This window comes from Winogradskyella jejuensis, assembly GCF_900129745.1.
Taxonomy (GTDB): domain Bacteria; phylum Bacteroidota; class Bacteroidia; order Flavobacteriales; family Flavobacteriaceae; genus Winogradskyella; species Winogradskyella jejuensis.
Window position 1 is genome coordinate 423,264 of sequence record NZ_FQWS01000001.1, and the last position, 24,728, is coordinate 447,991.

Consider the following 24,728-nt stretch of genomic DNA (forward strand, 5'->3'; position numbering starts at 1 on the left):
AACAGTACAAATTATAAAATCTGATGCCAGTAAAAAGCTATATAGCCCACGCTATGACAGGGAAGAAGGAAGAATTAATGCAAGCTTTATTAAGTTTTGAACAATGTGAGGTTATACCCGCTGAGAACCAAGATGTAGTAGCACTGGTGACCGATACTCCTAATGATATGGAAGAAGAAATACTTAAACAAAAAATAGAAGCCATTCAAAGCTTAAAGCTCTTGTCTTTAGTTTCTGGTTTTAATACTCCACAAAATTAATATGTCTATGTACGAATCTATAAACGGTAGAAGAACTTTTATCAAAAAAATGGCAATGCTATCTGCTATGACTGCCGCTGCTTCAATGTTTCCTGGAATTGTTTTTGCCAGCGAGCAGGAAAAAGGTATTGAAGACAATGGTAATCTAGACTGGAAAAAAGGGCCTTGTCGTTTTTGCGGTGTAGGTTGCGGTATCCTCGTAGGTACTGAAAATGGAAAAGCAGTTGCTGTAAAGGGAGACCCCAATTCTTCTGTAAATAAAGGTTTACTGTGCGTAAAGGGATATCACCAGATTATGTGTATTCAATCTAAAGATAGGCTAGAGCACGCATTGGTAAAGAAAAATGGACGTTACGTTAAAACACCCCTTAATGAAGCACTAGATATCGTTGCAAATAAAATGAAGAGTACTATTGACACACACGGTAAAGATTCCGTTGCAATGTATACTTCTGGTCAATCTACCATTCCCGAAGGTTATGTTGCTTCTAAATTGATGAAAGGTGCAATAGGTACTAACAACCTAGATTGTAATGCACGTTTATGTATGGCAAGTGCGGTTGCAGGATTTTTGACAACTTTTGGCGCAGATGAGCCTATGGGATGTTATGAAGACATAGACCACGCAGATTACTTTGTGACTTGGGGGAATAATATGGCAGAAATGCACCCTGTATTGTTCTCAAGGATGTTAGAACAAAAATCTTTACGCGGTGCAAAAATTATTGATTTTGCTACAAGAACGACGCGTTCTAGTACCGCATCAGACCGTTCTATCTTATTTGAGCCACAAACAGATTTAGCCGTTGCGAACGCCATTTGTTACGAGATTATTAAGAATGGTTGGATGAACAAGTCTTTTGTAGAGAAGCATTGTAACTTCAGTAAAGGAATTACGAATATGGGTTATGGTCTTGAAGACAATTATAAGTTTACTGACAAACCAGAAAAAATTGATTTCGAGGCATACAAAGAATTTCTAAAAGATTACAGTCCTGAGAAAGTTTCTAAATACTCTAAAGTATCTGTAAAGGATATCAAATATTTGGCAGCTATTTATGGAGACCCCAATAAAAAAGTAGTTTCTTTTTGGTGTATGGGTGTCAATCAGCATACCCGCGGTACTTGGATGAATAATCTTATTTATAATATGCACCTACTTACGGGAAAAATATCGCAACCAGGTAATGGCCCTTTTTCATTAACTGGACAACCATCTGCTTGTGGTACTGCTCGTGAAGTGGGAACATTTACGCACAAGCTACCTAAAGGCGTTGTGATGAATGAAAAGCATAGAAAACTAGCAGCTAAAATCTGGAAAGTGCCTTACGAACGTATTCCATCTAAGCCTACCTATCACGCTACAGAAATGTTTAGAGCCGTAGATAGAGGTGATATCAAGTTTATTTGGACTCAAGCTACTAACCCGCTGGTATCATTACCAAAAACTGGTCGTTACCGTCCAGCAATGGAAAAAGAATCGTGTTTTGTCGTTGTTTCAGATGTATTCCCTACACCTACATCAGATGTTGCAGATGTTATACTTCCAGCAGCTTGGCACATAGAGAAAAGTGGATTGTATGGAAATTCTGAGCGCAGAACCCAGCATTGGAACAAGATGGTGGAAGCCCCAGGAGAAGCTACAGAAGACGCTTGGATGTTCATTGAGGTCGCTAAACGAATGGGTTACGGCGATTTATTTCCTTATAGCAAAGAGAATCACGTTGAAGAAATATATAACGAGTACAAACAGTTTCACGAGGGAGCCAAACACGGTATGGCACCACTTGAGGTACTAAAAAAAGAGTCTGGAGTCATTTGGCCTTATGTTAATGGAAAGTCTACGCAATGGCGATTTAATTCTAAGTACGACCCAGCTTGCGATAATGGTGAAGCCTTTCATTTTTATGGGAAACCTGATGGGAAAGCTGTTATATGGCAACGCCCATTTGAAGAAGCACCAGAAAAACCAGACAATGAGTATCCATTTTGGTTAAACACGGGACGTGTAGTAGAACATTGGCATACCGGTTCTATGACGCGAAGAATACCAGTATTACATCAAGCAATGCCTAATGCATATGTAGAATTTCATCCAGATGATGCAAAAAAATTAGGTATTAGAAATGGAGAAAGTATTAAAGTAAGTTCCCGTAGAGGTTCTTGTGTATTACCTGCATCCATAAACGAAAGAGGTTTACCAACAATAGGTCAAGTGTTTGTCCCCTTCTTCGATGAGAATATGCTAATTAATGATGTAACTATTGATGCTTTTTGCCCAATTTCTAAAGAGCCAGATTATAAAAAATGTGCGGTTAAAGTTGAAAAAGTATAACCTATGAGAAAGAGACTTGGAATCATATCATTTTTTGTAGTCATCTTTATCGCATTTATAGTGGTATGGAATTATAGCTATCAGCAAGGACTAGAAGAAGCGTATACGCCTGTAATTGAAACACCTACAGGAAATTTTATTCCCTCAGAGCGTGGTGTATTTCTACGATTTGAAAATTCTAATCTAGATTATTCAAATATGCCTGTTGATGAAAATCATCAACGTTCGCTAGATGATTACTATGAAAACAGAGCCTATCCTGGTGCACCACCTAGCATACCACATCCTGTAAAAAAGGAACGCAGTTTAGGTGGAAACACTTGTATTCAGTGTCACCAGAATGGCGGATTTGTAGAAAAATTTAACGCTTATGCACCGGTAACGCCTCACCCAGAAATGGTGAATTGTCGCCAGTGTCACGTTACTAAAAATACCAATACTACTTTCAGAGAGTTCACTTTCGCGAAAGCGGAACCGCCTAAAATAGGAGAAGGCGTAAATAATGCAATGCCGGGAAGCCCGCCTATGATACCACATCAATTACAGATGAGAGAAAGCTGTATTTCCTGTCACGCAGGGCCTAGCGCACCTAAAGAAATACGTGTGTCTCATCCAGAACGTATCAACTGTAGACAATGCCATTTACCTCAAACGAATAAGCCTTTACAACGTATAGATGCAGATGCTTTTCTTAGACAATTTGACAAATTAAATGAAAAATAGAAACCTAACATTTTATCTTCTCACGTTAGTAGCGATGTCGCTTTTATCCTGTAAAAATGAGGGAGAGTATCACTCGATAACAGATAAAATAGAAGCCAAACAAAAACCTTATCACGGCAATCTATCGTCTGAAGAATTGCTTGCAGACACTGATTTAATTACTGTTAAAGAAGGAGAATTCACCTTTTTAATCCCTGAGCGTAAAGGTCAGATAAAATCGTATGCTTGCATTGAATGTCATAGCAAACCGCTTGAGCAAATGAGCAATAGCTCTTTTGATGGAAAACGAGCGCACTGGGACATTAAAATCAATCACGCCTCTATTGAAACGATGGATTGTGCAACGTGCCATAACCCCAAGAATATGAATAATCTCAATAGCTTAACTGGTAAGGATATAGATTTCAATTTAAGCTATAAGTTATGTGCGCAGTGTCACTCAAGTCAATTTGAAGACTGGAAAGGTGGAGCACACGGGAAAAAGGTAGCAGGATGGGCACCACCACGAGCATCTATGACGTGCGTAAACTGTCATAATCCGCACAATCCAAGTTTTGATAAAAGATGGCCAGTACAGTTTAATACTCAGAAGGTCATTGAACGTCAAGAGGGACTAGATGGGGCAGAAGAACATTAATAATATAGGTATGAGCGATAATAAAAAGTGGTACACTCTAGACCTAGGTCTAAATAAAAAGAAAAGCACATCTAGCAGTTGCGGATGTGGAAATTCTCAAGGTAGCTGTACTAGTCAAGCACAACAAACTAAAGAAGAAGAGCTTAGTGCTGACGAGTTTTATGAAAGAGCTGTAAATGCTGCCATAGGTGATGAACGGAAGAAAGATGGTTTTGAGCAGGTATTTGACGTTAAAATGGACAGACGTGATGCGTTTAAAAAATTAACGGCTAGTCTTCTTATAGGAGCTGGCGCTGTGAGTTCTTGTACTAGTATAACAAAAGACAGCGACAGTAAAGAAAAAGCACAAATAGACTGGGAAGAGCAGTTCAAAGGAAATTATAAATTAATGACCGATGATGAAAAGAAAAGTACTGTAGACAGGTTAATGAGGTCTTATGAGCTTAGAACCGGTAAAAACATCAATATGTCTTCTAAAAATGCTGAGGAAGATGTACTATTTGGCTATGCTTTTAACATATCTAAATGTCAAGGGTATATGAACTGTGTGAGTGCTTGCGTTGAAGAGAATAATCAAGACCGTAATTCACAGATGCAGTACATACGCATTCACGAAATGGATGATGGAAAAGGTTTCAATTTTAATGAAGCAGACGATAATTATTACCACGAAGTACCAGCCGAAGGACACTTTTATATGGGAACGCAATGTTTTCATTGCGATAATCCGCCTTGTGTAGATGTTTGTCCAGTACAAGCAACTTGGAAAGAAGAAGACGGTCTGGTAGTGATAGATTATGACTGGTGTGTAGGATGTAGATACTGTATGGCAGCTTGTCCTTATGACGGAAGACGCTTTAATTGGAGTAAACCTGAAGTTCCTGAAAACGAAGTAAATAAGAATCAACATTACTTAGGAAATAGAATGCGTAAGAAGGGAGTAATGGAAAAATGTACATTCTGTGTGCAGCGTTCTCGTAAAGGAAAGAACCCTGCTTGTGTTGAAGCTTGTCCTACAGGTGCTAGAATATTTGGAAATCTATTAGACCCAAAAAGCACAATACGATGGGTGTTAGAAAATAAGAAAGTGTTTAGACTAAAAGAAGATTTAGGTACAGAACCAAAGTTCTGGTACTTTATGGACTAAGGGGTCTAACATATAATATATAAATCAAATAAATCATCATTATAAGACAAGTATAAGAGTCTATACAAGTTGATTTTAAAGAATATACAATGGGTGTATTAAAAGTGTTTAAAAGCCTTGTAATCGATAGCTTAGATACGATTACTAAAGGGTCTAAAAAGTATCATATCTGGATGGGGTTTTTAACCCTAGTGATGCTTATAGGAATGTATTGCTATTCTATTCAGTTAGATGAAGGGTTGAGTGTTACTGGTATGACTGACAGAGTAAGTTGGGGGCTCTATATTTCAAATTTCACATTTTTAGTCGGTGTAGCGGCGGCGGCAGTAATGCTAGTGATGCCGACTTATGTATTAAAAGATATTGATTTTAAGCAAGCTGTATTAATAGGTGAAGGACTTGCTGTCGCAGCACTTATAATGTGTCTTGCATTTGTAGTGGCTGATATGGGTGGACCATCTGTCTTATGGCATATGATTCCAGGCATAGGGGTTTTTAACTTCCCTGCTTCTATGCTCACTTGGGATGTTATCGTTTTAAATGGATATCTTTTTATAAATATTACAATTCCACTCTACATTCTTTTTAGACATTATCAAGGTAAGGAAGCAAAGAAAAAGGTATATGTTCCTGGTGCGGTTTTATCGGTCTTTTGGGCCGTTGGAATTCACTTAGTTACAGCATTTTTATATCAAGGACTACAAGCACGCCCCTTCTGGAACAACGCTTTACTAGGACCTCGCTTTTTAGCATCAGCATTTGCTGCTGGACCTGCATTAATCATTTTGGTTTTAGCGGTCATTAGGTCATTTACAGCATTTAAAATCCCCGACAAAACCATTAAGAAGATTGCAATGATTGTTACCGTTGCAGCACAGATTAACTTAATAATGCTTGTGTCTGAGTTATTTAAAGAGTTTTATGCACCTACACATCACAGCGAAAGTGCTTACTATTTATTCTTTGGGCTTCACGGCAAGGATGCATTACTACCTTGGATATGGACAGCCATACCTATGAACGTGATTGCAACAATTATACTGACCTTTGGTAAATTTAGAAATAAGCTTAAAGTGCTTTACTTCTGTTGTTTCCTTCTTTTTGTTGCCATATGGATAGAAAAAGGCTTTGGACTTATCGTACCTGGATTTATTCCTGGTCCTTACGGTAAAATAGCAGAATATCTACCAACAGGTATTGAAATTGGAGTTACTTTAGGTATTTGGGCATTAGGTGCATTTGTCTTTACTATTCTAGCAAAAACTGCCATTGGTATAGAGTTAGGAGAATTGAGATACAAACCCAAATAAGATTCTTAAGAAAAATAGCTAAGAGAATATCCTATTACTAATTAAAATGCCTTCAAGTATCGATAAAGCTTGAAGGCATTTCTTTGTTGTTAATTGTCTTCTAAAAAATAAGATTGTCTTGTGAGTTTCACCAAATCGTCTATAATTGCTTCTCCTTTATCTTGGTTATACCATATTTGAAGAAAACTTTTGAAGGAGGCATCAATTCCTCCATTTTGGTTTTTATAAGCCTCAACCATTTTTGTAGCCATTTCAGACCTTGGCCCCCAAGTATTAAGAACATTGCTATGATTATCAAGAATAATCAACTTTGGAATGGAGCGTGTTCCGTTAGTCAAAAATAGATTCATCAATTCTGGATGGTCATCTCGTAACACTACTTTTAAATTTAGATTACTATTTGTCTCGCAAATCTTATTTAAAATAGGAATTGTTTGTGCGCCATCTGCACACCAACTCTCTAGTATCACGAGCCAAGTTTGCTTTTCTTTAATACTCTGAAAATCGCTTATAGCATCTCTTGGAATTTTTATTGTTTTATCCAGTCTTCGCATTCTACTGGCATTTAGTTTTGTAAATTCAATGTGCTGTTCGGTTTGCTCTGGTCCCGTTGATTTCTCGTCAGCTACTAATTGTTTTATTAATTCTGAGTAGCCCTTATAGTTGTATGCTTCTAGCAGGCTTTCTTTAATTATTAGGTTTTTCATATTGTTTAAAATAAATCGTTTTGCAAGTGCTCTGACTTTTCAATATAATCCATACTAAAAAAGCCGCCTCTATTTTCTTTGCGTTCTATAGATTGATTAATTATTAAGTGCGCCACATTTATCATATTCCTAAGCTCACATAACTCTGTGTTTAACTTTGAGTTTTTATAGTAGGTTTCGATTTCCTCATATAATAGTTGGAGCTGTTTAAAAGCTTCATCTAAACGGTTATTACTCCTAACGATTCCCGCATAGTCTCTCATTAAGTTCTGTAATTCTTGCGTTTTTTTGCTGATAAAAACTGCATTACTATGGCTTATTCCTCTATCGTCCCAGTCCGGTATATTCATCGATGGTAATGCTGTAGGATGTGTACTTATATATCTAAAAATGGTATTTGCATACACCAAAGCTTCCAGTAATGAATTTGAAGCTAACCTGTTTGCTCCGTGCAACCCAGTTCTTGAACATTCACCACAGGCGAATAAATTCTTAATAGAGGTTCTTCCATTTTTATCTACATCGATTCCTCCGCATAAATAGTGTGATGCTGGCACTACTGGAATGTAATCTATTTCAATATCTATATTTCTTGCAAGGCATTCTTTATAAATGTTAGGAAATTGCTCCTTGACAGTCTCTATAGCTAGATGGGTGCAGTCTAAATAGACGCAAAGTTCTCCACTATTTTTTAATTCATTATCTATTCCTCTTGCGACAATGTCTCTAGAAGCAAGTTCGCCACGGGCGTCATAATCTAGCATAAACCTGCGACCTTTTTTATTTCTTAAATATGCTCCAGCACCTCTTACAGCTTCAGAAATAAGAAACGATTGCCCAACCATTTTGTCATAAAACACCGTAGGATGAAACTGAATAAATTCCATATCTGCGATATAAGCTTTTGCTCGATATGCCATTGCAATACCGTCACCTGTCGCAATATCGGGGTTTGTGGTATGTCCATATACTCTACCTATTCCTCCTGTGGCTAATAACGTTGCACGAGCTTTAATGGTTTCAATAATTCCTGTATTTTGATTCATTATATAAGCTCCGTAGCAAATAATGCTATTATAGTCATCAATTTTTAAATGGTGCTCTGTAATTAAATCAATGGCAAAGTGGTGTTTATAAATGGTTACGTTTGATAACCCCTGAATGTGGTTTAACAAAGTAGTTTCAATTTCATAACCAGTAATATCCTTGTGATGTGCAATACGGTTTTCCGAATGACCGCCTTCTTTACCTAGGTTTAAAGTTCCCAATGCGTCTTTATCAAAACTAGCTCCCCAACTTTGTAATTCTTTAAATCGTCTCGGGCCTTCTTCAACAACCATTTTTACAACCTCCTCATTACATAATCCATCACCAGCAATAAGCGTATCATTACTATGTTTTTTAAAAGAATCCTCTTTAAAATCTAAAACTACAGCTACTCCACCTTGTGCATATTTGGTATTGGATTCATCTGCAGTAGCCTTTGTAACGACGCTAACAGTTCTGTCTTCAAATTTTGAAGCAATTTTTGCAGCAAAAGTTAACCCTGCTATTCCAGAACCAATAACTAAATAGTCTGTCGTAATCATACTTGAGGTGTTGACAGTTGTAACATTCGCTCTATGGGCTGTAAAGCCTTCGCTCTTATGTTTTCAGGAACGATTATTTCTGGATTTTCATTATTGAGACAATCGTATAGTTTTTGAAGTGTGTTTACTTTCATAAACGCACATTCACTACACGCGCAAGTATTGTCTTCCTGAATGGGTGCAGGGATGAGTTGTGCATTAGGCACTTCTTTTTTCATCTCGTGCAATATTCCTGCTTCAGTAGCGACAATAAATTTAGTATCTGGGTGCTCCTTTACATAGTTTATCATTCCCGCGGTAGAACCTATGTAACTCGCTGTTTTTAAAATATGCTCTTCAGACTCAGGGTGAGCTATAATTACAGCACCTGGATTTTTCTGATAGAGGTCCAATAATTTATCGATACAAAATGCTTCGTGAACCACACAACTACCGTCCCACAAAAGCATCTTTCGCCCTGTTTGTTTTATGATATACTTACCTAAATTTTTATCTGGAGCAAAAATGATAGGTTTGCCTTTTGGAACAGAGTTTACCATTTTTAAGGCGTTAGAAGAGGTACAGACTAAATCGCTCATCGTTTTAATCTCTGCTGAGCAATTAATGTATGTGATAACGACGTGATTGGGATGAGCTGCTACAAAATCTCCAAATGTATCAGGAGGACAAGAATCTGCTAAAGAGCATCCAGCGTTTAAATCTGGTAAAACCACTTTCTTTGTAGGATTGAGAATTTTTGCAGTTTCTGCCATAAAATGCACGCCCGCAAAAACAATAATATCGGCATCTGTCGTTGCAGCCTTCTGTGAAAGTCCAAAACTATCTCCTACATAGTCTGCGATTTCTTGTATCTCTGGGCGTTGATAATAATGCGCCAAAATGACTGCATTCTTTTTCGCTTTAAGCTTTAAAATTTTATTTTTTAAGTCCACATCCATTCTATTCTTGTAAAATTGAAAAATAGAACTCTAGAATTACACAAACGATGACAAATATCATTATAAAGGATAAAAACATCTTTTTATTATCTTTAACCTTTTAATTATAGACAATATGTTATCAAACGCTTCTAAATATGCGATAAGGGCTATGCTATATTTAGCTCAAAATAGCAGCCCAGAGAACAAAATAGGTGCTAAGTCGATTGCTAAAGAATTAGAGACTCCGTCGCCTTTTTTGGCTAAACTTTTACGACAGCTAGCGTCAAATATGATTATATCCTCAACTAAAGGTCCTACTGGTGGGTTTTATCTTTCTGATGACAATAGAGAAAATTACCTATGGGATGTTGTTGAATGTATAGATGGAGGTCACAAGTTTGAGCAATGCTTTCTAGGTTTATCAAAATGTAATGGAGATAATCCTTGCCCTGTTCATCATATTGTTGCTCCCTTTAAGGAAAATTTACTGAAGAAGTTTAAAGGTAAAACTATAAATGACTTGATAGAAGAAATGGAAAGTGACAACACCCTTATTTCATTAAAAGGATTAGATATTTGATACAAACTAGAGCATAAAAAATTAGCCTTAATGACGTATAAGTTGCATCATTCTTTTCAGTACAGGTATGGCAATAAAATAGATGGCCATTAATAGTCCAAGACCTGAAACAGTAAGTAGTATATAAACAACATACTGGGCATCTTGCATTTCTGAGAAAGATGAATTATCTGAAAAATGAATCCAGTGACTTCTTTTAATTCCGGCTGCGAGTAATGAAACTACGAATACTATCAATGCTCCATTGAAGAGCTTAATGCTCACTTTTTGTAAAACAGTCGTCTCTTGATATTTCTTATTAAGTGTACCAACAATATAATAAATGGAAGAAAATAATATTGTTGTATTTATGCCAATGGTAGTGCCCATTGAATGCGCAACCGTTATATGTGTACCGTGTGTATAATAGTTTATTGCAGGAATTGAAATCAATAGTGCTAAAACTAGATTAGCAAATATCCAGAAGTCTGCTGTCTTCATTAGCTTTATTGCCATTGAGTGTTTTTGAAAATTAGGAATAGGTAATCCACGTCTCCAATCATAAATAATTGAAGCTAGAACAATCCACTCTGACATACTAACTATGTAAGCAACATATCGAATCCAAGGTTGTGTGGGTAAAAAGTATGTATGATGTGCCCAACCAAACATAAGATTAGTAAGCCCAAGGAAGTAAAAGAAAAATGCTTTATTGCTTCGACCCATTTGTTCATCTCCTTTAATCTTCGTCATCACATAAATTGATATGCCATAGACCAGCATATTCCAAGAACCCGTAAAAGAACCGTACGATTTCCATTGTACCGCCATATCCTTTGTGAAGTTCATTCTAAATTCTTCGATAAGCCAAAAATGAGCTTCTGATAAATGATAAATCATAAAAACAATACCTGTTCCCCACATCCAATAATAGACTGGCCAGTTTGAAATACTACTCCATAGTGTTTTAAATAAGTTGATGCCAAACAAAAGCCAACCAAATAATATTGGAATAATCAAAAAAGGAGTGAAAGCTAGATATTCTCTCCCATCCATATTACCCAGTACATACGAAAAATAGAGTGATATGCCAGTTAATAGATAAAGAGTAAAATGTGTTTTCAATAGTTTAACAGAGTAGAATTTCAAATTATTTAGGTAGAAATATATACTACCAATAGCGCCGAGAATAATCCAAGATATTCCAGAGGTGACGTGCAGCGGACGAAGCTTGATAAATGGAAGAGCATTTTTCAAAAACTCTGGATAGATATACTGTAAAGAAGCAACAAGTCCAAAAATAACGCCTAATAACAACGAACCCAATGCAAGTATTATAAAGTATAATGGATATTTACTATTCATCTTTATACTTAATTTTTACCCAGCCAGTAGCTTCTATTACGGATTCTTTATTTGGATAAACCCCAGATTGGTCTATTGCTTTTAGATATTCTATAATTGCTTCCTTTTCGGAGTTTGAAAAGTTATAGACAGGCATACTCTGAACCCCACTATTTAAAAAGGTGCTGATATAATCGGGACCTTTATTAGGGTTTGAGTATATGTTGGTAAGGTCTGGTCCTAAATAACCTCCTAATCCATAAATTTGATGGCAAGACCAGCAATTGTTACGCTGCCATAAATTTTGCCCAGTAATTGCTTTGGGGGATAAGGCGATAGATGGAGTATAGGAATGTGAACTATAAATCAATCGATTGTAGATTACTAGAATTACAATAAGGGATGACAGTACAATCAGCTTAATTTGAGTACCTCTATTTACAGACCAGACCAACACAACAAAGCTACCAATTACAATTCTTCATATATTGCCTTCACTAGTGGTTGCGCCTCTATCTTTTGAAGCAGGCTTACTCTGTGAGTATTTAAAGAAGTATTTTTTGTTTCTGTATGATAATGTCTTAGATGATGTTCCTTTTGTCGCCCAGAACTAAAATTTGATACGCGTTTTAAATACCCTATAACACGCGTTGCGTGGTCAATATTAGTAGACTCACATTCTTTGCATCTAAATACTGTACTTTTATCGATGTGGTCACAATCATTACAAATCGTTATTCTAATATTGAAACAGAAGTAATTACACCCAGCTTTAGCAGTAGCATAAATAAGCTTTATAAATCCTTCTTTATTAGGAGTTTCTTCTAAATTAAGATGTAGTGCAGAACCTCCATCTAAGTATTTTATAGTCTCGCTGCCGTGCAGTACTATTTTGTCCAAAGAGTTTGTGGTTTCATCCTCAACTATATAGAAATAGGAATTATAGCAATCTCTATTGACTATTAATCCGTCTTCCATATCCCATTTAGCATTTTTCACGCCAAGATTTTCTGCGGGAACAAATTCTGTATTAAACATATATCCGTACTCTAGTTTTCCTGCTCTGTTTTCATCATATATTAGCTTTAGGTATTTATTTACAAAGTTTTTATATGTTTTATTGTTTCCGACTGTTACGCCTTGACTCTCTGCTGCTTCTACCATTCCATTAATGCCTATTGTCAGGAATTGCTTTTCCAATGATATGAATCCAGCACTATAGGCTGGCAGTAATCCCGCTTCATAATATTCTTCCATCAATTTCCTAAAAGCCACTTGATATTTGTGAACTTTTTTAACCTCTTCAACAATGTTTGCATTGTTCTGTATAAGCCTATTCATATTTAACGTAATCACATTTATAGAACCTGTGGCCACACCACCAGCACCTAAGGAATAACTGAAGGTGTTATCACTAATTTCATTACGTAATCGACAGCAGGAAGCTAGACTATCTGCATTTTCAGACTGATAGATAAAAAATGAGTTGCCTTCACTTAGCTCTTGTGCACACATTTCTGTGAATTCTAAATCTACTGGTTGCCCATCTTTTGTAAGCATCGCTGCAGTCACTACAGGAAATGTAAGAATGGCTCTAGAACGTTCTTGATTAAACCATTTCATAAAAAACGTCTGTAATTTTTTAACGCTTTTCCATTGAGGTTTGGTCATATCCGGGAAAACAAAATCACCAAACATACTATTGAAGTACGCTTCATCATATAACGAAATATTCCAAAACACAGATTGATAGCCTCTTGCAGCAGCAGGCTGATTTATTGCATAAACGACGTGTTGTAAATGATTTTCAATAAGTTTTTGATTGGTATTTAAATAATCTTCTCCATAATCTACAGATGCAAAATGGTCAAAGTACATTAGAAACTCTACCGTAGCAAGGGCACCTGCGAATTGTGAGCTTATCGCGAAAACGAGATTTACAAACTCACCACAGAAACTTTCAAGATGCTTTGGGGCACGACTTTCGCCACCGAGCTTAGTAAGTCCATCTAGTAAAAAAGGATACATACTTATAGATGTGCAGTACGGCTTAAGAGAAGTCTCGTCGTGAACATAGATTTCGTGAGACTCTATTTGTCGTATATATTCATTGGCGAGCTCTTCTCCATAAAGAGCATTTATTTTCTGTTTTATTAATTCACGATTTACCTGAATATTGACATCTTTGTTTATCTCAGCTTCCATAGTAGCGATATTTTTTGAGGTAACATTAGCGTTAGCGTCTACTTTAGAGCCATCAGCAGCATTTGCTGAGTTAAGATATTGCTTGATGAAATCTATTTTTTTATCAATTTGTTCTTGGGTTAATCGTATCATAGTTTATTGTTTTAGGAATAAGTGGTTCAGTTTTTTATTAGTGGCGACTTCGACAAAAAGTTGGTTGGTGGTAATACTATCAAGACCTCCTTTTTTATAGTCCCAACGACCTGTTTTAAGCCAAGTAAGATGCTTTTTAACTTCTAAGTCAATTGTTTCCTCACCAGTGTAAAGACAAGTTTTATAACCCTGTGCTTGAGCGTATTTCAACTTTGCGATAAGTTCTTTTTTATGCCATTCTCCACCCATAAAAACCACACAAGAAGCAAAGCCGAAATATCTGTAAAGAATTGCTCTGTAAGCACTATTTGTCAATTTTGCACCACTTCCTTCTTTCCAAAGGAAAGGAGAATGACACCCTTTACATCTTAATGGACAGCCTGAAATAGTAAAACATAAACTTATCTCCCCCGGAACTTCTTGTAAAACAACGTGAAAATCGTAACAATGCATAATTTAAGTATTAAAAGACCTTTTAATCTTTTATAAAGATATTTTTTTATCGCACTTATTTTAAAATTATGTTTTGTAGTTATTAAAAGGGTTATTAACAATCCTTAAATACAGGCATAATCGCACAGAATTATATCCTTCTTAAGACGATATTATTTTATAAGATAGCTCTGAGCCACATCAAATCTTTACAGTAAGTACAGGTTTCATAGAATGGTTAGCTACATCTTCACTAATACTTCCGTGTAATAGATGCGATAAGCCTTTTCTTCCGTGAGTAGGAATTGCAATAATATCTGCTGAAGATAAATGTGAATAATTATTGATTCCCTCTTCGATAGAAAAGTCTGCATAACGATTTACCATTTTAATAGCGGCTACTGGGTCTGGATGTTCAGCTTTCTTAAAAAAGGCGAACAACGTTTCATCCATTTGCTTTGTACTTTTAAAAGATTTCCCAGGTAAATTGATATATAAAAAGTCCATTTTAGCATTAAGCATTTTCGCTACAATGGATATACGTTTAAAAGCATCGACACTTTCCTCCTTGAAATCACTGACAAATAAAACATTTTCTGACGAAAAATGAATTCCATTTTTTTTGACTACTAAGAGAGGAACACTTGAGTTTCTCACTACTTTTTCTGTATTACTACCAGTAGTTATTTCGGAAATACCTTTACTACCATTAGAACCCATTATTATCATATCAGCCGAAATCTCTTCAGCCATTGTACTAATACTTTTAAAGTCGATATGATTTTGCAGTACAGGCTCAACTATTATGTTTTCAAGAAAATCCTTATCGAGAAATTCATCAAATCTTTTTGATGTAAGCTTAGAATAGTAAATTCTCTTTGTCATCGTATCTACCGGTTCGTGAGTCAACGAGACATCATCAAACTCCGTCATATGGGTTAAAACTAGTTTAGCCGATATACGTTTTGCAATACTAGCTCCTACGGTGAGCGCTTGTTCCGATTCTTTTGAAAAATCTACAGGAATAAGAATTGTTTTCATTTGAGTAAATTATATAACTCAAAAGTAACTTTTGAGTATGCTATAAAAGATGATATAAATCATCACTCTAAATGGAGCCTTGACCCAAAGAAGAATATTATTAGCATAATTATACCAAATGAATCTAAAACACTATAAATTTTAAGATGTAGAGTGAAAAAAAAACTATTCTGTACTTATTCTGTACTATATGTAAAAAAGAAAGACTTCACATTTCTGTGAAGCCTTGTCTTTACTAGTAGCGGGAACTGGACTCGAACCAGTGACCTTCGGGTTATGAGCCCGACGAGCTACCTACTGCTCTATCCCGCGATATAAATCTAAATTGATTAATCTTAGCTTTTAACTTTCGGTTCATAATGCCGACTCAATCATTTTAGGACTGCAAAGATAATACTTTATTTTACTTTTAAAAGTTTTATCAAAAAAATAACCTTCAAAATTTGTTGAAGGTTATCAAAATTATCTTCTGTTTTTATTCTCTAGTTATCGCCATCAACGAATTCATCTAAAGTTACAAGCTGGCCTTTACGATTTTCATCGTCAATATCAAATGTTTTGATGTTTGGCATCTGCTCTTGAAGCTTTGCAAAGTTACCCGTAAAACTGTTGTTGCCTAACAATAATGTGTTTAGATTATTTAACCGCGCTAAGCTAGAAGGCAAACTACCATAAAAACTATTGTTAGATAAAACCAATTCTTCAAGATTGGCTAAATTACCTATATCACTTAGAAGGTTTCCGAATAATTTATTATCAAAAACACTAAGAACTTTTAGATTCTTTAATTTGGATAAACTGGTTGGTAACTTGCCTGTAAGCTGGTTGCTACTTAAAATTAAGTCTTCTAGATTTGATAAGTTTCCTATAGATTCTGGAATCTCACCAATAAAATCGTTATTGTAAATTTCTAATGATTTAAGATTAACTAGTAAACCAATACTTCTAGGGATAGTTCCTGAAATCCTATTGGAATAAAGTCTTAGAGACTCTAGTTGCTTTAGTTCTGTAATTTCTTGAGGTAACTCACCTCCAATAGCATTAAATGATAAGTCTAGAATTTTTAGATTTTTAAGACTCTTAATACTTTTTGGTAATTCTCCCTTTAAATTATTAAACATCAATTTAATGCCTACAACATTATCGTTCTTGATAGTAACTCCATACCATGAAGATACAGGAGCAGATAAATCCCACTTGTTTTTCCAGTTATCACCATCAGTAGAATTATATAAATCGATGAGAGCGTCCTTTTCTGTTTTTGAAATATTTGCAAATGAAATTGCAGTTACAAAAAGACATGATAAGAAAAAGTAAAACGTTTTCATATTTGGTTGATTTGGGCGAGGGAACCGTTTTAACAACTCAAATATATAAGAAAATCACTTTATTACCGATAAAACAATCTGTTTTTTCGATGAAATGCACGCTATTTAAATAGTTCTTGGGAGAATCCTTACTGTTCTATGCTGTTTGCGTCTACATATTCTACAACAGTTCCGTCAGTAACTGCTGTAACTTGAATTGGATTACAACACACTTCGCAATCTTCTATGTAGGTTTGATGAGTAACAGAAACGTCAATTAGCATTGAAATTTCTTCCCAGCAATACGGACATTGAAAAAAATACTCTTCCACGTTTTTATTGATTATAATTCGACATTAAGTAACTCTCCACTAATCTGAAGCACGATAATCTCAGCCAATTTAGCATCGTACTTCGCTTGATTTTTACTTAAAACAGCATTGAGAAGATTAAGCTGCGCTTGTCTAAACTCGATTGAAGTCACTTGTCCTAATTTGAATTTCTCCTGCGTGCGTTCAAAATTGTTTTTTGCAGTTTTAATATTATCCTCTTGCACTTCGTAGATGCGCAACTTATTCTTATAGTCGTCCCAAGCATTGTTAAAGTTACGCTCGATTTCAATTTTAAGCTGTTCTTTCTGAAGTTTTTGATTTTCGAGGTTTATTCGGGCATTTTTTACTCGGGTAATTGTACCGCCACCGTCGAATAAATTCCAAGTTAGATTAATTCCAGCGGCAACATTAGTGCTTGTATTTTGCAATACAAAAGCCAAAGGGCTATTATTGTTAGACTCATTCCAGCCATAAGTACCAGTAAGACCAATGGTTGGGAGATATCCAGATTTATTGGCCTTGAGTGTAAACTCGTTAATAGCAATATTTTTCTCGTTCTGAATTAACCTTACATTATTTGAATAGAGCTTGTTTAACAAGTCTTCTTTGTTAAGTTGAAATAGAAAATTAACTGTGGTATCGACTTCAAATTGATTTGAAATTTTATTGCCAGTAACTAGGTTTAAATCGCGTTTTAGATTAATTAAATTTTGTCTGGAGTTAATAATACTTATACTATCATTATTGATATCAACCTCGGCATTTAAAACATCTAATTTGGTGTTTTGTCCATAATCAAACTGATACTCACTTCGTGTAAGTCTATCTCTAGAGATTTCGATGGTTTCTTCAAAAGATTTTAAATTTTCACTTTGCCGCGCTACATTATAATACACGGTGAGTAATTGAACCATCGTGTTCTCAATGGTTTCTCTCGCTTGTAGCTCAGACAAATTATATTCTTCTTTTAATCGCTTATAATTATAGTATCTCCCTAATCCATCAAAAAGCGTGTAATTAAGGTTTATCGATGCATTGTAACGTCTTGTCTCTGCGCCTTCTGCAACTCTAGTATCACCGTTTGCCAATTGTCCTTCGGCATTCTGGCGGTCTATATTTCCACCAGCGTTTCCTGTCAACGTTGGTAAGTAACCAGAGTTTAAAATCGCTTTATTATTTTCCGCAACTTCAACATTGTTATTTGCTATTTGAATACCATAGTTGTGTTCTAAAGCCAATTGAACCGCATCCGATGGTTTTACAACTTGTTGTGCGTTAGCAAGGTTAAAAACGAGTAATAATAGTATTATTTGTAATTGTTTCATGTGTTTTATTCTGAACAAATCATTTATACCTTTTCGTAACTAGATGCTTGTTCTATTTTGGGTATTCCTGCTTCAAAATGGCCAAGCTCTTTTTGTTCTTTTATAGCTCTTTCCACTTCTTCTTTAGTCACCTCTTGATTGGTATACAACCACTTTGCATTTAGTTTTATAAAATTTCCGAAGGCTAAAAATATTGGTAAAACGATAAGAGTCAAAACCGTTGCAAATCCTATACCGTAAGCAATAGAAACTGCCATAGGAATTAGGAATTGCGCTTGGCGACTTTCTTCAAAAATTAAAGGCGTAAGACCGGCAACTGTTGTAATAGACGTTAGAAATATAGCTCTAAAACGCGAACGACCTGCTTCGTACAGTGCTGTATCAAAAGACATACCTTCTTTTAGGTTGGTATTGAATTTTGAAATAAGTACTAAGCCGTCATTGACCATTATCCCTATTAAGGCTATAATTCCTAAAAGTGATAATATATTAAGGGGAAAATCGTGAATCCAATGTCCCCAAGCCACCGCAGGTAAACTTAGAGGAATAATTAACAGAAGAATTAAAGGTTGACTATAGCTTCTGAACGTAAAGGCAATAACCACATAAATTAAGACTAAGATAACCAAACCAACAGGTCCCAAAGAGTTTGTTAATTTTAATCGCTCTCTGTTTTGTCCTTCGTAAGATGGTGTTACGGTTGGATATTTAGAAAGAATTTCTGGCATGACTTCATCTTTAATTTCTAACATGATATCTGCTGTGCTTGTTTTCTTAGCATCTTTTACGTCTGCAGTAACCTGAATCTCTCTCCTACCTTCTAAATGATTTATAGCAACGTCGCCACGCTCTATGGTATAATCAGCAATTTCCCTTAACGGAATACGATTGCCTTGAGGCGTTACAATGCGCATATCATCGAGATTATTTATAGAAGACCTACTCTCTCTATTATATCTAACCCATACTCTTATCTCGTCTTGACCTCTTTGGAAGCGTTGCGCCTGAGCACCAAAAAAAGCAGCTCTTACTTGGCTCATTACGGTTCTTAAATCCAAGCCTAATGCATAAGCACTTTCCTTCAATTTTAATCGTATTTCTTTAATACCTGCTGGGTCGTTGTCCGCTACGTCTTTGAGTAATGCATTATTCTCTAGGTAATCTTTAAGTTCTTTTTTTACTGCTTTTAAGTCGGCTATATTATTACCCAAAAGTGAAACAGATACTGGATTACCACCAAAATTTCCGCCGCCACCATAGACCAAACTTTCCACTCCTAAAACTGGACCTACACGCTCGCGTAGTCTGTTAGTCACTAGTTGTGTTGTAATTTCGTTAGGACGCTCTTCACCAGGTAATAAATTGATTTCTAAACGTGCCGTAGAAGAGCCAGGACCAATTGTCTTTATCATGTTCTCTACCAAGTACTTTTCAGAATCTGCTCCAAGATACTCGTCATTAATTTCCTTTGTCACTTCTATTGCCTTCTCTTCGATAAATGAAATAATGCTATCTGTTACGTTTTCGTTGGTTCCGTTCGGCATGTTTAAATCTACAGCCACCCTATCACTTGCTATTTGAGGAAAAAATGAAACTCTAATAATTCCACCACCGATACTAGAAAACGTGAGTATCATAAAAACCACAAAAAAGGAGAAGGTCAAGAACTTGTACTTAAGCGAGAATCTAAGACAAGGACTGTAAAGGTTATCCCTTAGCCAGTTCATTATTCGTTCACCAAACGTGTTAATATAACGTAACTTTGAAAATGCACGTTGAAAAAATCCAGCAATACCAGTTTTTTCCTTTTTACTTTCTGCACGCAAGGCTTTAGAGTGTGCTAAATGTGCCGGTAAAATAATTAATGCTTCAACTAAAGACACCACCAATGTTAAAATAACAACCACAGAAACCTCTCCGAAGAATTCCCCTATTCGCCCATCGAGGAATAGAAATATACCAAATGCTAAAACTGTAGTTAGGATTGCAGAAATTATAGCTGGTAGCACTTCCATTACACCATCTATTGCAGCTTGCTCTGGCGACTTTCCCTTCTCGTAGTGTTGATATATATTTTCGGCAATAACAATGCCATCATCTACCAAAATACCAATAACGATTATCATCCCAAAGAGCGATAATACATTGATGGTTACATTAAAATAACCTGCAAACATAAACATTCCCAAGAATGCTATAGGTAATCCAAAAGCCACCCAAAATGCCAGCCTGGTATTTAAGAATAAGGACAGAAATATGAGTACTAAAATAATCCCTGCAACTGCGTTTTCCGCTAGAAGTTGTGTACGCTGAACTAATGTCGTTGATAAATCTCTTACCACATTAAGTTGTACATTTTCGTACTTCTGATTAAACTCTTCGATATAGGCTTTGGTCTTATCTGCTGAAGAAATTAAATCTTCGGAATTGGTACTTGTAATAGTTACAGATATAGACAGATTATTATCGTAAAAATTAGCGTTTGGCGTTTCCGAAAATTGGTCTCTAACGTTTGCTATATCTTTCAGCTGAATTTTACGACCAGATGGGTCTGATTTTACAATGAGGTTAGATAATTCGTCTGCATAATACGAGCGGTTGTTAGCTCTTATTAAATATTCTTCAGCGTCTGTTTTTATAGTTCCGCCTGTGGTTATAAGACTAGCCTGATTAACCGCTTGTGCTACTTCCGTAAACGTTAGATTATAAGCTAGTAAACTATTCTCGTCTACAGCAATTTCTATTTCTTCTTGTGGGTAGCCCGAAATTGAAATTTGAGATATGCCATCTATACCTCTTAAATCATTTTCGACCTGTCTTCCTATTTGTTTTAAGGTCGCTAGAGGAATGTTACTACCGCTAATAGCAAAGGTAATTGTAGGTCTTAAATTTTCTTGCTTAGCAACGATTAAGGGTTCCATTCCAACAGGAAATGATGGTACACGGTCAACCGCATTTTTCACCTCTAGAAGCATAAAATCGATATCTCTTCCTTTTTCGATTTCTACATTTATCGTTCCGCTATTTTCTCTAGACGTTGAAGTGACACGCTCAACACCATTAAGCCCTTTCAGGTTGTCTTCTATTTTAAGCACTATACCTTCTTCGACTTCTTGTGGAGAAGCACCTGGATAGGTCACATTAATACTTATGTTTTTAGAATCGACTAATGGAAAAAAAGAGGATTTAAGTTTTGAAGCTCCAAAAATTCCGAATATCAAAAAAGCAAAAATCACCACATTTACGGCGACGCTGTGCTTAATAAAATATGTTATCAGCTGTCTCATTCGTTAGTTTTCTGAAGATGCGTTAGTTGAAGCACTTTCAGTAGTAGTTTTATATGGTTTTACAGACATACCCGCGTATGCCCCAGGAACAGGCTTAGACAATATCACTGTTCCGTTAGGCACATCTTTTAGTACTGCTTTTGTATCCGAAAAATAGACAGGATTGACATCAATGATATCTAAAATACTATCTCTAACAACAAAAATTCTATTACCATCTAGCACTAGACTTCTGCTTACCTCAATAGCATTAGCTTCGGACTTCGCATTTAGATTTGCCTCTAAATACATACCTTCTTTTAGGTCGTTACTTTTTACCTCGATATAGGCATTAATCGTTTGTGTTGTGGCATCAATACTTCCATTTACTCTAGAGACTTTTCCGGTGAAAGTTTCTGTTTTTTCAAGATTATTCAAAGCAACAGTTTCTCCAACCTTTAATAGATTGGCATAGCTCTTACCTAGTGCAACTTCCATTTCGTAAACCGTTGGGTCTATATATTCTCCTAGTTTTTGTCCGTTTCTAATTAATGAGCCTTCAGTAACTAAAGCCTCTGTTAATATTCCTGAAAATGGTGCACGAATGTTGAATTTTGATAACCGTTGTTCTAAATTTTTAACCGTGTAGTAATTAGTAACAATACCTCGACCTGTAATAAAATAGTTTTCCTTTTCTGAAGTCATTTCAGGAAGCTTAGGTGTGGTTTTATCTAAATTAAACCCGTTGAGATAGTTTTGCCATTTAGGAAAAACCTCAGGAAAATCAAGCCTTAAATCTGGCATTATAGCCGCAATAGAATTATACAACACACTCTTTGCAGACTGTACGCTAGCATAATACTCTGTAGCATCTACTTTTATTAGCGTTTGTCCTTGTTTGTATTCTTGACCAGGTCGAAATAATTTTCCTGTTGATCTAAAAACACCTTGAACTTCGGAATATAGTTCTACACGTCTTTTAGCTACCAAATTACCATTAGTTGATATAATAATTGGAACCGTGCTATTGACTACTGTATCTGTAAAAACTGTTTTTACAACTTTAGCCGGAACTGGCCTTTGTTTCTTTTTGCTATTAGCAATTTCTTTTCCAATAAAAATGGCACCTATAATAAGAACTACGCCCAAGACGGAAAGGATAATATTACGCATTCGATGGTTATTTAGGTCACAAATTTACCTATAACCAAAGGTGGGCTTCGTTAAAATAATCTTAATTGTTAAAATTGAGTGTATCTATTGACTCTTGTACGTTCTCCCAATCTTCCATAAGTTGGTCCAAGTCTTTCTTTTTAGATTGATATGCATCAAAGAAATCAGGATTAGCAGCTGTTTCGTCATAATTTGTAGCTAATGCCAAATCGTCTTCTTTTATCGCTTTTTCCAAGGCATTAATTTTAGACTCGATATTACTCAACTTGTTGTTTAAAGATTTTAGCTTCTTTTGCTCTTCGTAACTCTGCTTGTTGTCTTTTACTTTTTCAGCTTTAGCAACTACGGTTCGCTTTTCCGCTTCGCGGAGATTTTGCAAATTACGTTGTTCTAGATAGTAATCAATATCTCCTAAATACTGCTTTATTTTCTGGTCTTTAAACTCGTAAATTGTTTGGGTTAATCCTTGCAAAAAATCTCTATCGTGAGATACTAAAATTAATGTCCCTTCAAACTTTTTCAAAGCGTCTTTTAAAACGTTTTTCGATTTGATGTCTAAGTGGTTTGTTGGCTCATCCATAATGAGGACATTCAACGGCTGTAATAATAATTTGGCTAAGGCCAATCGGTTTCGTTCGCCACCAGAAAGCACACGAACATATTTATCTACCTCTTCGCCTCGAAACAAAAACGAACCCAAGATATCTCTTACCTTGGAACGATTTGTCTCGTTTGCAGCATCAATCATCGTATCTAAAACGGTTTTACTTCCGTCTAAATATTCAGCTTGATTTTGGGCAAAATAGCCTATTTGCACATTGTGCCCCAAAGTAAGTTTCCCACTATGCTCAATTTCGCCAACAATAATTTTAGCCAACGTAGATTTACCTTGACCATTCTGACCGACGAAAGCTGTTTTAGTATCTCTTGGGATGCTTAAACTTACATTATGAAGCACTTGTAAATCGCCATAATGTTTAGATACATTTTCGACCTCAACCACTACCTTTCCAGGAACAACAGAGACTGGAAAATTAAGCGTCATTACCGCATTGTCCTCCTCATCGACCTCAATACGGTCCATACGCTCTAACTTCTTAATTAAAGATTGTGCCATTGTTGCTTTAGAGGCTTTAGCACGGAATTTTTCTATAAGCTTCTCGGTTTGCTGAATTTGCTTTTCTTGATTCTTTTGCGTGGCTAATTGCTGTTCTTTTATTTCTTTTCTAAGCTCTAAAAACTTTGTGTATGGCTTATTATAATCGTAAATACGCCCCAATGAAATTTCAATGGTACGATTAGTCACATTATCTAAAAACATCTTATCGTGCGACACAATAACGACCGCTCCTGGATAGTTTTTTAAAAAATTCTCTAACCAAATAATAGACTCAATATCTAAATGGTTTGTAGGCTCATCTAACAATAACAAATCGTTATTTTGAAGGAGAAGTTTTGCCAACTCAATTCGCATACGCCAACCACCAGAAAAGGTATCGGTAAGTTTATCAAAATCTTCGCGCTTAAAGCCAAGACCTTGCAAAATCTTTTCGGTTTCGCCTTGATAATTGTAACCTCCTAAAATTTCGTATTGATGCTGAATCTCGTTTAAATCAATCATCAACTGATTATACGATTCGCTTTCATAATCTGTGCGTTCTGCTAATTGGGTGTTTATAGTTTCGAGTTGATTTTCTAGCGCTTTAATTTCTTTAAAAGCTTCGTAAGATTCTTCAAGTACCGTTTTTCCGAAATCGAAATCAATATCTTGCTTAAGAAATCCAATTTTTAAATCTTTATCAGCAGCTATTTGCCCCGTATCTGCTTCCTGCTCTTTAGACAAAATTCTAAGCATGGTTGATTTCCCAGCTCCATTTTTTCCTATAAGTCCTATGCGGTCTCCATTTCCTAGTTTAAATGTGATATCTTCAAAAAGGTATTCGCCTTGAAAAGAAATAGAGAGATTATGAATATTGAGCATAAA

General features: G+C 35.8%; 22 protein-coding genes and 1 tRNA gene. 8 read left to right on the top strand and 15 right to left on the bottom strand.

What is annotated here, in order from left to right; translation table 11 throughout:
• Positions 1-23 precede the first annotated feature (23 nt).
• The 6 genes from BUB95_RS02105 (at position 24) to dsrP (ending at position 6,412) form a co-directional block, all read left to right on the top strand.
• Positions 24-260 carry a hypothetical protein gene (locus BUB95_RS02105; protein WP_073082398.1) on the top strand — a complete coding sequence of 79 codons (237 nt, stop codon included), beginning with the start codon at positions 24-26 and terminating at the stop codon, positions 258-260.
• 7 nt (positions 261-267) lie between these two features.
• Positions 268-2,595, top strand: coding sequence for a periplasmic nitrate reductase subunit alpha (locus tag BUB95_RS02110; protein ID WP_073085017.1), 2,328 nt, complete (start codon positions 268-270; stop codon positions 2,593-2,595).
• Positions 2,596-2,598: 3 nt separating this feature from the next.
• Complete coding sequence (locus tag BUB95_RS02115; RefSeq protein WP_073082400.1) at positions 2,599-3,318, top strand: nitrate reductase cytochrome c-type subunit; 720 nt, start codon at positions 2,599-2,601, stop codon at positions 3,316-3,318.
• On the top strand, positions 3,308-3,955 hold the full coding sequence (locus tag BUB95_RS02120; RefSeq protein WP_073082403.1) for a cytochrome c3 family protein: 648 nt from the start codon (positions 3,308-3,310) through the stop codon (positions 3,953-3,955). Before BUB95_RS02115 ends, BUB95_RS02120 begins: the two co-directional genes overlap by 11 nt.
• A 10-nt stretch (positions 3,956-3,965) precedes the next feature.
• Positions 3,966-5,102 (top strand): 4Fe-4S dicluster domain-containing protein, encoded by a 1,137-nt coding sequence (locus tag BUB95_RS02125; RefSeq protein WP_073085019.1) that lies wholly within the window; start codon positions 3,966-3,968, stop codon positions 5,100-5,102.
• Positions 5,103-5,191: 89 nt separating this feature from the next.
• A complete protein-coding gene (dsrP, locus tag BUB95_RS02130) occupies positions 5,192-6,412 on the top strand; it encodes a sulfate reduction electron transfer complex DsrMKJOP subunit DsrP (RefSeq protein ID WP_073082405.1) in 1,221 nt (406 codons plus the stop codon).
• 89 nt (positions 6,413-6,501) lie between these two features.
• On the opposite strand, the gene BUB95_RS02135 is transcribed toward dsrP, so the two are convergent.
• From BUB95_RS02135 to nadA, 3 genes are read right to left on the bottom strand one after another with little or no spacing between them, the layout of a single operon-like run.
• The gene (locus BUB95_RS02135) at positions 6,502-7,119 is read right to left on the bottom strand and encodes a thioredoxin family protein (RefSeq protein WP_073082408.1); all 618 of its coding nucleotides are present in this window, start codon (positions 7,117-7,119) and stop codon (positions 6,502-6,504) included.
• A 5-nt stretch (positions 7,120-7,124) separates the two neighbouring features.
• On the bottom strand, positions 7,125-8,708 hold the full coding sequence (nadB, locus tag BUB95_RS02140; protein ID WP_073082411.1) for an L-aspartate oxidase: 1,584 nt from the start codon (positions 8,706-8,708) through the stop codon (positions 7,125-7,127).
• Positions 8,705-9,646 (bottom strand): quinolinate synthase NadA, encoded by a 942-nt coding sequence (nadA, locus tag BUB95_RS02145; protein WP_073082413.1) that lies wholly within the window; start codon positions 9,644-9,646, stop codon positions 8,705-8,707. The genes nadB and nadA overlap by 4 nt, the downstream gene beginning before the upstream one ends.
• A 115-nt stretch (positions 9,647-9,761) precedes the next feature.
• On the opposite strand from nadA, the gene BUB95_RS02150 reads away from it, so the two are divergent.
• Positions 9,762-10,208 carry an RrF2 family transcriptional regulator gene (locus BUB95_RS02150; RefSeq protein WP_073082416.1) on the top strand — a complete coding sequence of 149 codons (447 nt, stop codon included), beginning with the start codon at positions 9,762-9,764 and terminating at the stop codon, positions 10,206-10,208.
• A gap of 27 nt (positions 10,209-10,235) precedes the next feature.
• On the opposite strand, the gene BUB95_RS02155 is transcribed toward BUB95_RS02150, so the two are convergent.
• From BUB95_RS02155 to BUB95_RS02175, 5 genes are all read right to left on the bottom strand, one after another.
• Positions 10,236-11,552: a cbb3-type cytochrome c oxidase subunit I gene (locus BUB95_RS02155; RefSeq protein WP_073082419.1), complete on the bottom strand. Its 1,317-nt coding sequence runs from the start codon at positions 11,550-11,552 to the stop codon at positions 10,236-10,238.
• Positions 11,545-11,901: a c-type cytochrome gene (locus BUB95_RS02160; RefSeq protein ID WP_159432626.1), complete on the bottom strand. Its 357-nt coding sequence runs from the start codon at positions 11,899-11,901 to the stop codon at positions 11,545-11,547. The genes BUB95_RS02155 and BUB95_RS02160 overlap by 8 nt, the downstream gene beginning before the upstream one ends.
• Before the next feature lie 101 nt (positions 11,902-12,002).
• Complete coding sequence (gene nrdD / locus BUB95_RS02165) at positions 12,003-13,868, bottom strand: anaerobic ribonucleoside-triphosphate reductase (RefSeq protein ID WP_073082422.1); 1,866 nt, start codon at positions 13,866-13,868, stop codon at positions 12,003-12,005.
• 3 nt (positions 13,869-13,871) lie between these two features.
• Positions 13,872-14,321 carry an anaerobic ribonucleoside-triphosphate reductase activating protein gene (gene nrdG, locus BUB95_RS02170; RefSeq protein WP_073082426.1) on the bottom strand — a complete coding sequence of 150 codons (450 nt, stop codon included), beginning with the start codon at positions 14,319-14,321 and terminating at the stop codon, positions 13,872-13,874.
• 180 nt (positions 14,322-14,501) lie between these two features.
• On the bottom strand, positions 14,502-15,341 hold the full coding sequence (locus BUB95_RS02175) for a universal stress protein (RefSeq protein ID WP_073082429.1): 840 nt from the start codon (positions 15,339-15,341) through the stop codon (positions 14,502-14,504).
• Between BUB95_RS02175 and BUB95_RS14270 the strand changes: the two genes are divergently transcribed.
• Positions 15,342-15,479, top strand: a complete 138-nt coding sequence (locus tag BUB95_RS14270) for a hypothetical protein (protein ID WP_159432627.1) — start codon at positions 15,342-15,344, stop codon at positions 15,477-15,479. It begins immediately after the preceding gene.
• A gap of 101 nt (positions 15,480-15,580) precedes the next feature.
• Here BUB95_RS14270 and BUB95_RS02180 read toward each other — a convergent pair.
• The 7 genes from BUB95_RS02180 to BUB95_RS02210 all read right to left on the bottom strand — a co-directional run bounded on the left by BUB95_RS02180 (position 15,581) and on the right by BUB95_RS02210 (position 24,725).
• A tRNA-Met gene (locus BUB95_RS02180) sits at positions 15,581-15,653 on the bottom strand.
• 170 nt (positions 15,654-15,823) lie between these two features.
• Positions 15,824-16,669 carry a leucine-rich repeat domain-containing protein gene (locus BUB95_RS02185; protein WP_073082432.1) on the bottom strand — a complete coding sequence of 282 codons (846 nt, stop codon included), beginning with the start codon at positions 16,667-16,669 and terminating at the stop codon, positions 15,824-15,826.
• Positions 16,670-16,797: 128 nt separating this feature from the next.
• A complete protein-coding gene (locus tag BUB95_RS02190; protein ID WP_073082434.1) occupies positions 16,798-16,980 on the bottom strand; it encodes a CPXCG motif-containing cysteine-rich protein in 183 nt (60 codons plus the stop codon).
• 11 nt (positions 16,981-16,991) lie between these two features.
• Positions 16,992-18,305: a TolC family protein gene (locus BUB95_RS02195; RefSeq protein WP_073082437.1), complete on the bottom strand. Its 1,314-nt coding sequence runs from the start codon at positions 18,303-18,305 to the stop codon at positions 16,992-16,994.
• A gap of 23 nt (positions 18,306-18,328) precedes the next feature.
• Positions 18,329-21,592, bottom strand: coding sequence for an efflux RND transporter permease subunit (locus BUB95_RS02200; RefSeq protein WP_073082440.1), 3,264 nt, complete (start codon positions 21,590-21,592; stop codon positions 18,329-18,331).
• A gap of 3 nt (positions 21,593-21,595) precedes the next feature.
• Positions 21,596-22,744, bottom strand: coding sequence for an efflux RND transporter periplasmic adaptor subunit (locus BUB95_RS02205; RefSeq protein WP_073082441.1), 1,149 nt, complete (start codon positions 22,742-22,744; stop codon positions 21,596-21,598).
• A gap of 61 nt (positions 22,745-22,805) precedes the next feature.
• The gene (locus BUB95_RS02210) at positions 22,806-24,725 is read right to left on the bottom strand and encodes an ABC-F family ATP-binding cassette domain-containing protein (protein ID WP_073082444.1); all 1,920 of its coding nucleotides are present in this window, start codon (positions 24,723-24,725) and stop codon (positions 22,806-22,808) included.
• Between the last annotated feature and the right edge of the window lie 3 nt (positions 24,726-24,728).

Coding starts and splice junctions, on each gene's coding strand:
- BUB95_RS02115 (WP_073082400.1), top strand. CDS start 2,599: ATGAGAAAGAGACTTGGAATCATATCATTTTTTGTAGTCATCTTTATC.
- BUB95_RS02150 (WP_073082416.1), top strand. CDS start 9,762: ATGTTATCAAACGCTTCTAAATATGCGATAAGGGCTATGCTATATTTA.
- nadA (WP_073082413.1), bottom strand. CDS start 9,646: ATGGATGTGGACTTAAAAAATAAAATTTTAAAGCTTAAAGCGAAAAAG.
- BUB95_RS02205 (WP_073082441.1), bottom strand. CDS start 22,744: ATGCGTAATATTATCCTTTCCGTCTTGGGCGTAGTTCTTATTATAGGT.
- BUB95_RS02110 (WP_073085017.1), top strand. CDS start 268: ATGTACGAATCTATAAACGGTAGAAGAACTTTTATCAAAAAAATGGCA.
- BUB95_RS02155 (WP_073082419.1), bottom strand. CDS start 11,552: ATGAATAGTAAATATCCATTATACTTTATAATACTTGCATTGGGTTCG.
- dsrP (WP_073082405.1), top strand. CDS start 5,192: ATGGGTGTATTAAAAGTGTTTAAAAGCCTTGTAATCGATAGCTTAGAT.
- BUB95_RS02185 (WP_073082432.1), bottom strand. CDS start 16,669: ATGAAAACGTTTTACTTTTTCTTATCATGTCTTTTTGTAACTGCAATT.
- BUB95_RS02135 (WP_073082408.1), bottom strand. CDS start 7,119: ATGAAAAACCTAATAATTAAAGAAAGCCTGCTAGAAGCATACAACTAT.
- BUB95_RS02210 (WP_073082444.1), bottom strand. CDS start 24,725: ATGCTCAATATTCATAATCTCTCTATTTCTTTTCAAGGCGAATACCTT.
- BUB95_RS02195 (WP_073082437.1), bottom strand. CDS start 18,305: ATGAAACAATTACAAATAATACTATTATTACTCGTTTTTAACCTTGCT.
- nadB (WP_073082411.1), bottom strand. CDS start 8,708: ATGATTACGACAGACTATTTAGTTATTGGTTCTGGAATAGCAGGGTTA.
- nrdG (WP_073082426.1), bottom strand. CDS start 14,321: ATGCATTGTTACGATTTTCACGTTGTTTTACAAGAAGTTCCGGGGGAG.
- BUB95_RS02105 (WP_073082398.1), top strand. CDS start 24: ATGCCAGTAAAAAGCTATATAGCCCACGCTATGACAGGGAAGAAGGAA.
- BUB95_RS02120 (WP_073082403.1), top strand. CDS start 3,308: ATGAAAAATAGAAACCTAACATTTTATCTTCTCACGTTAGTAGCGATG.
- BUB95_RS02125 (WP_073085019.1), top strand. CDS start 3,966: ATGAGCGATAATAAAAAGTGGTACACTCTAGACCTAGGTCTAAATAAA.
- BUB95_RS02175 (WP_073082429.1), bottom strand. CDS start 15,341: ATGAAAACAATTCTTATTCCTGTAGATTTTTCAAAAGAATCGGAACAA.
- nrdD (WP_073082422.1), bottom strand. CDS start 13,868: ATGATACGATTAACCCAAGAACAAATTGATAAAAAAATAGATTTCATC.
- BUB95_RS02200 (WP_073082440.1), bottom strand. CDS start 21,592: ATGAGACAGCTGATAACATATTTTATTAAGCACAGCGTCGCCGTAAAT.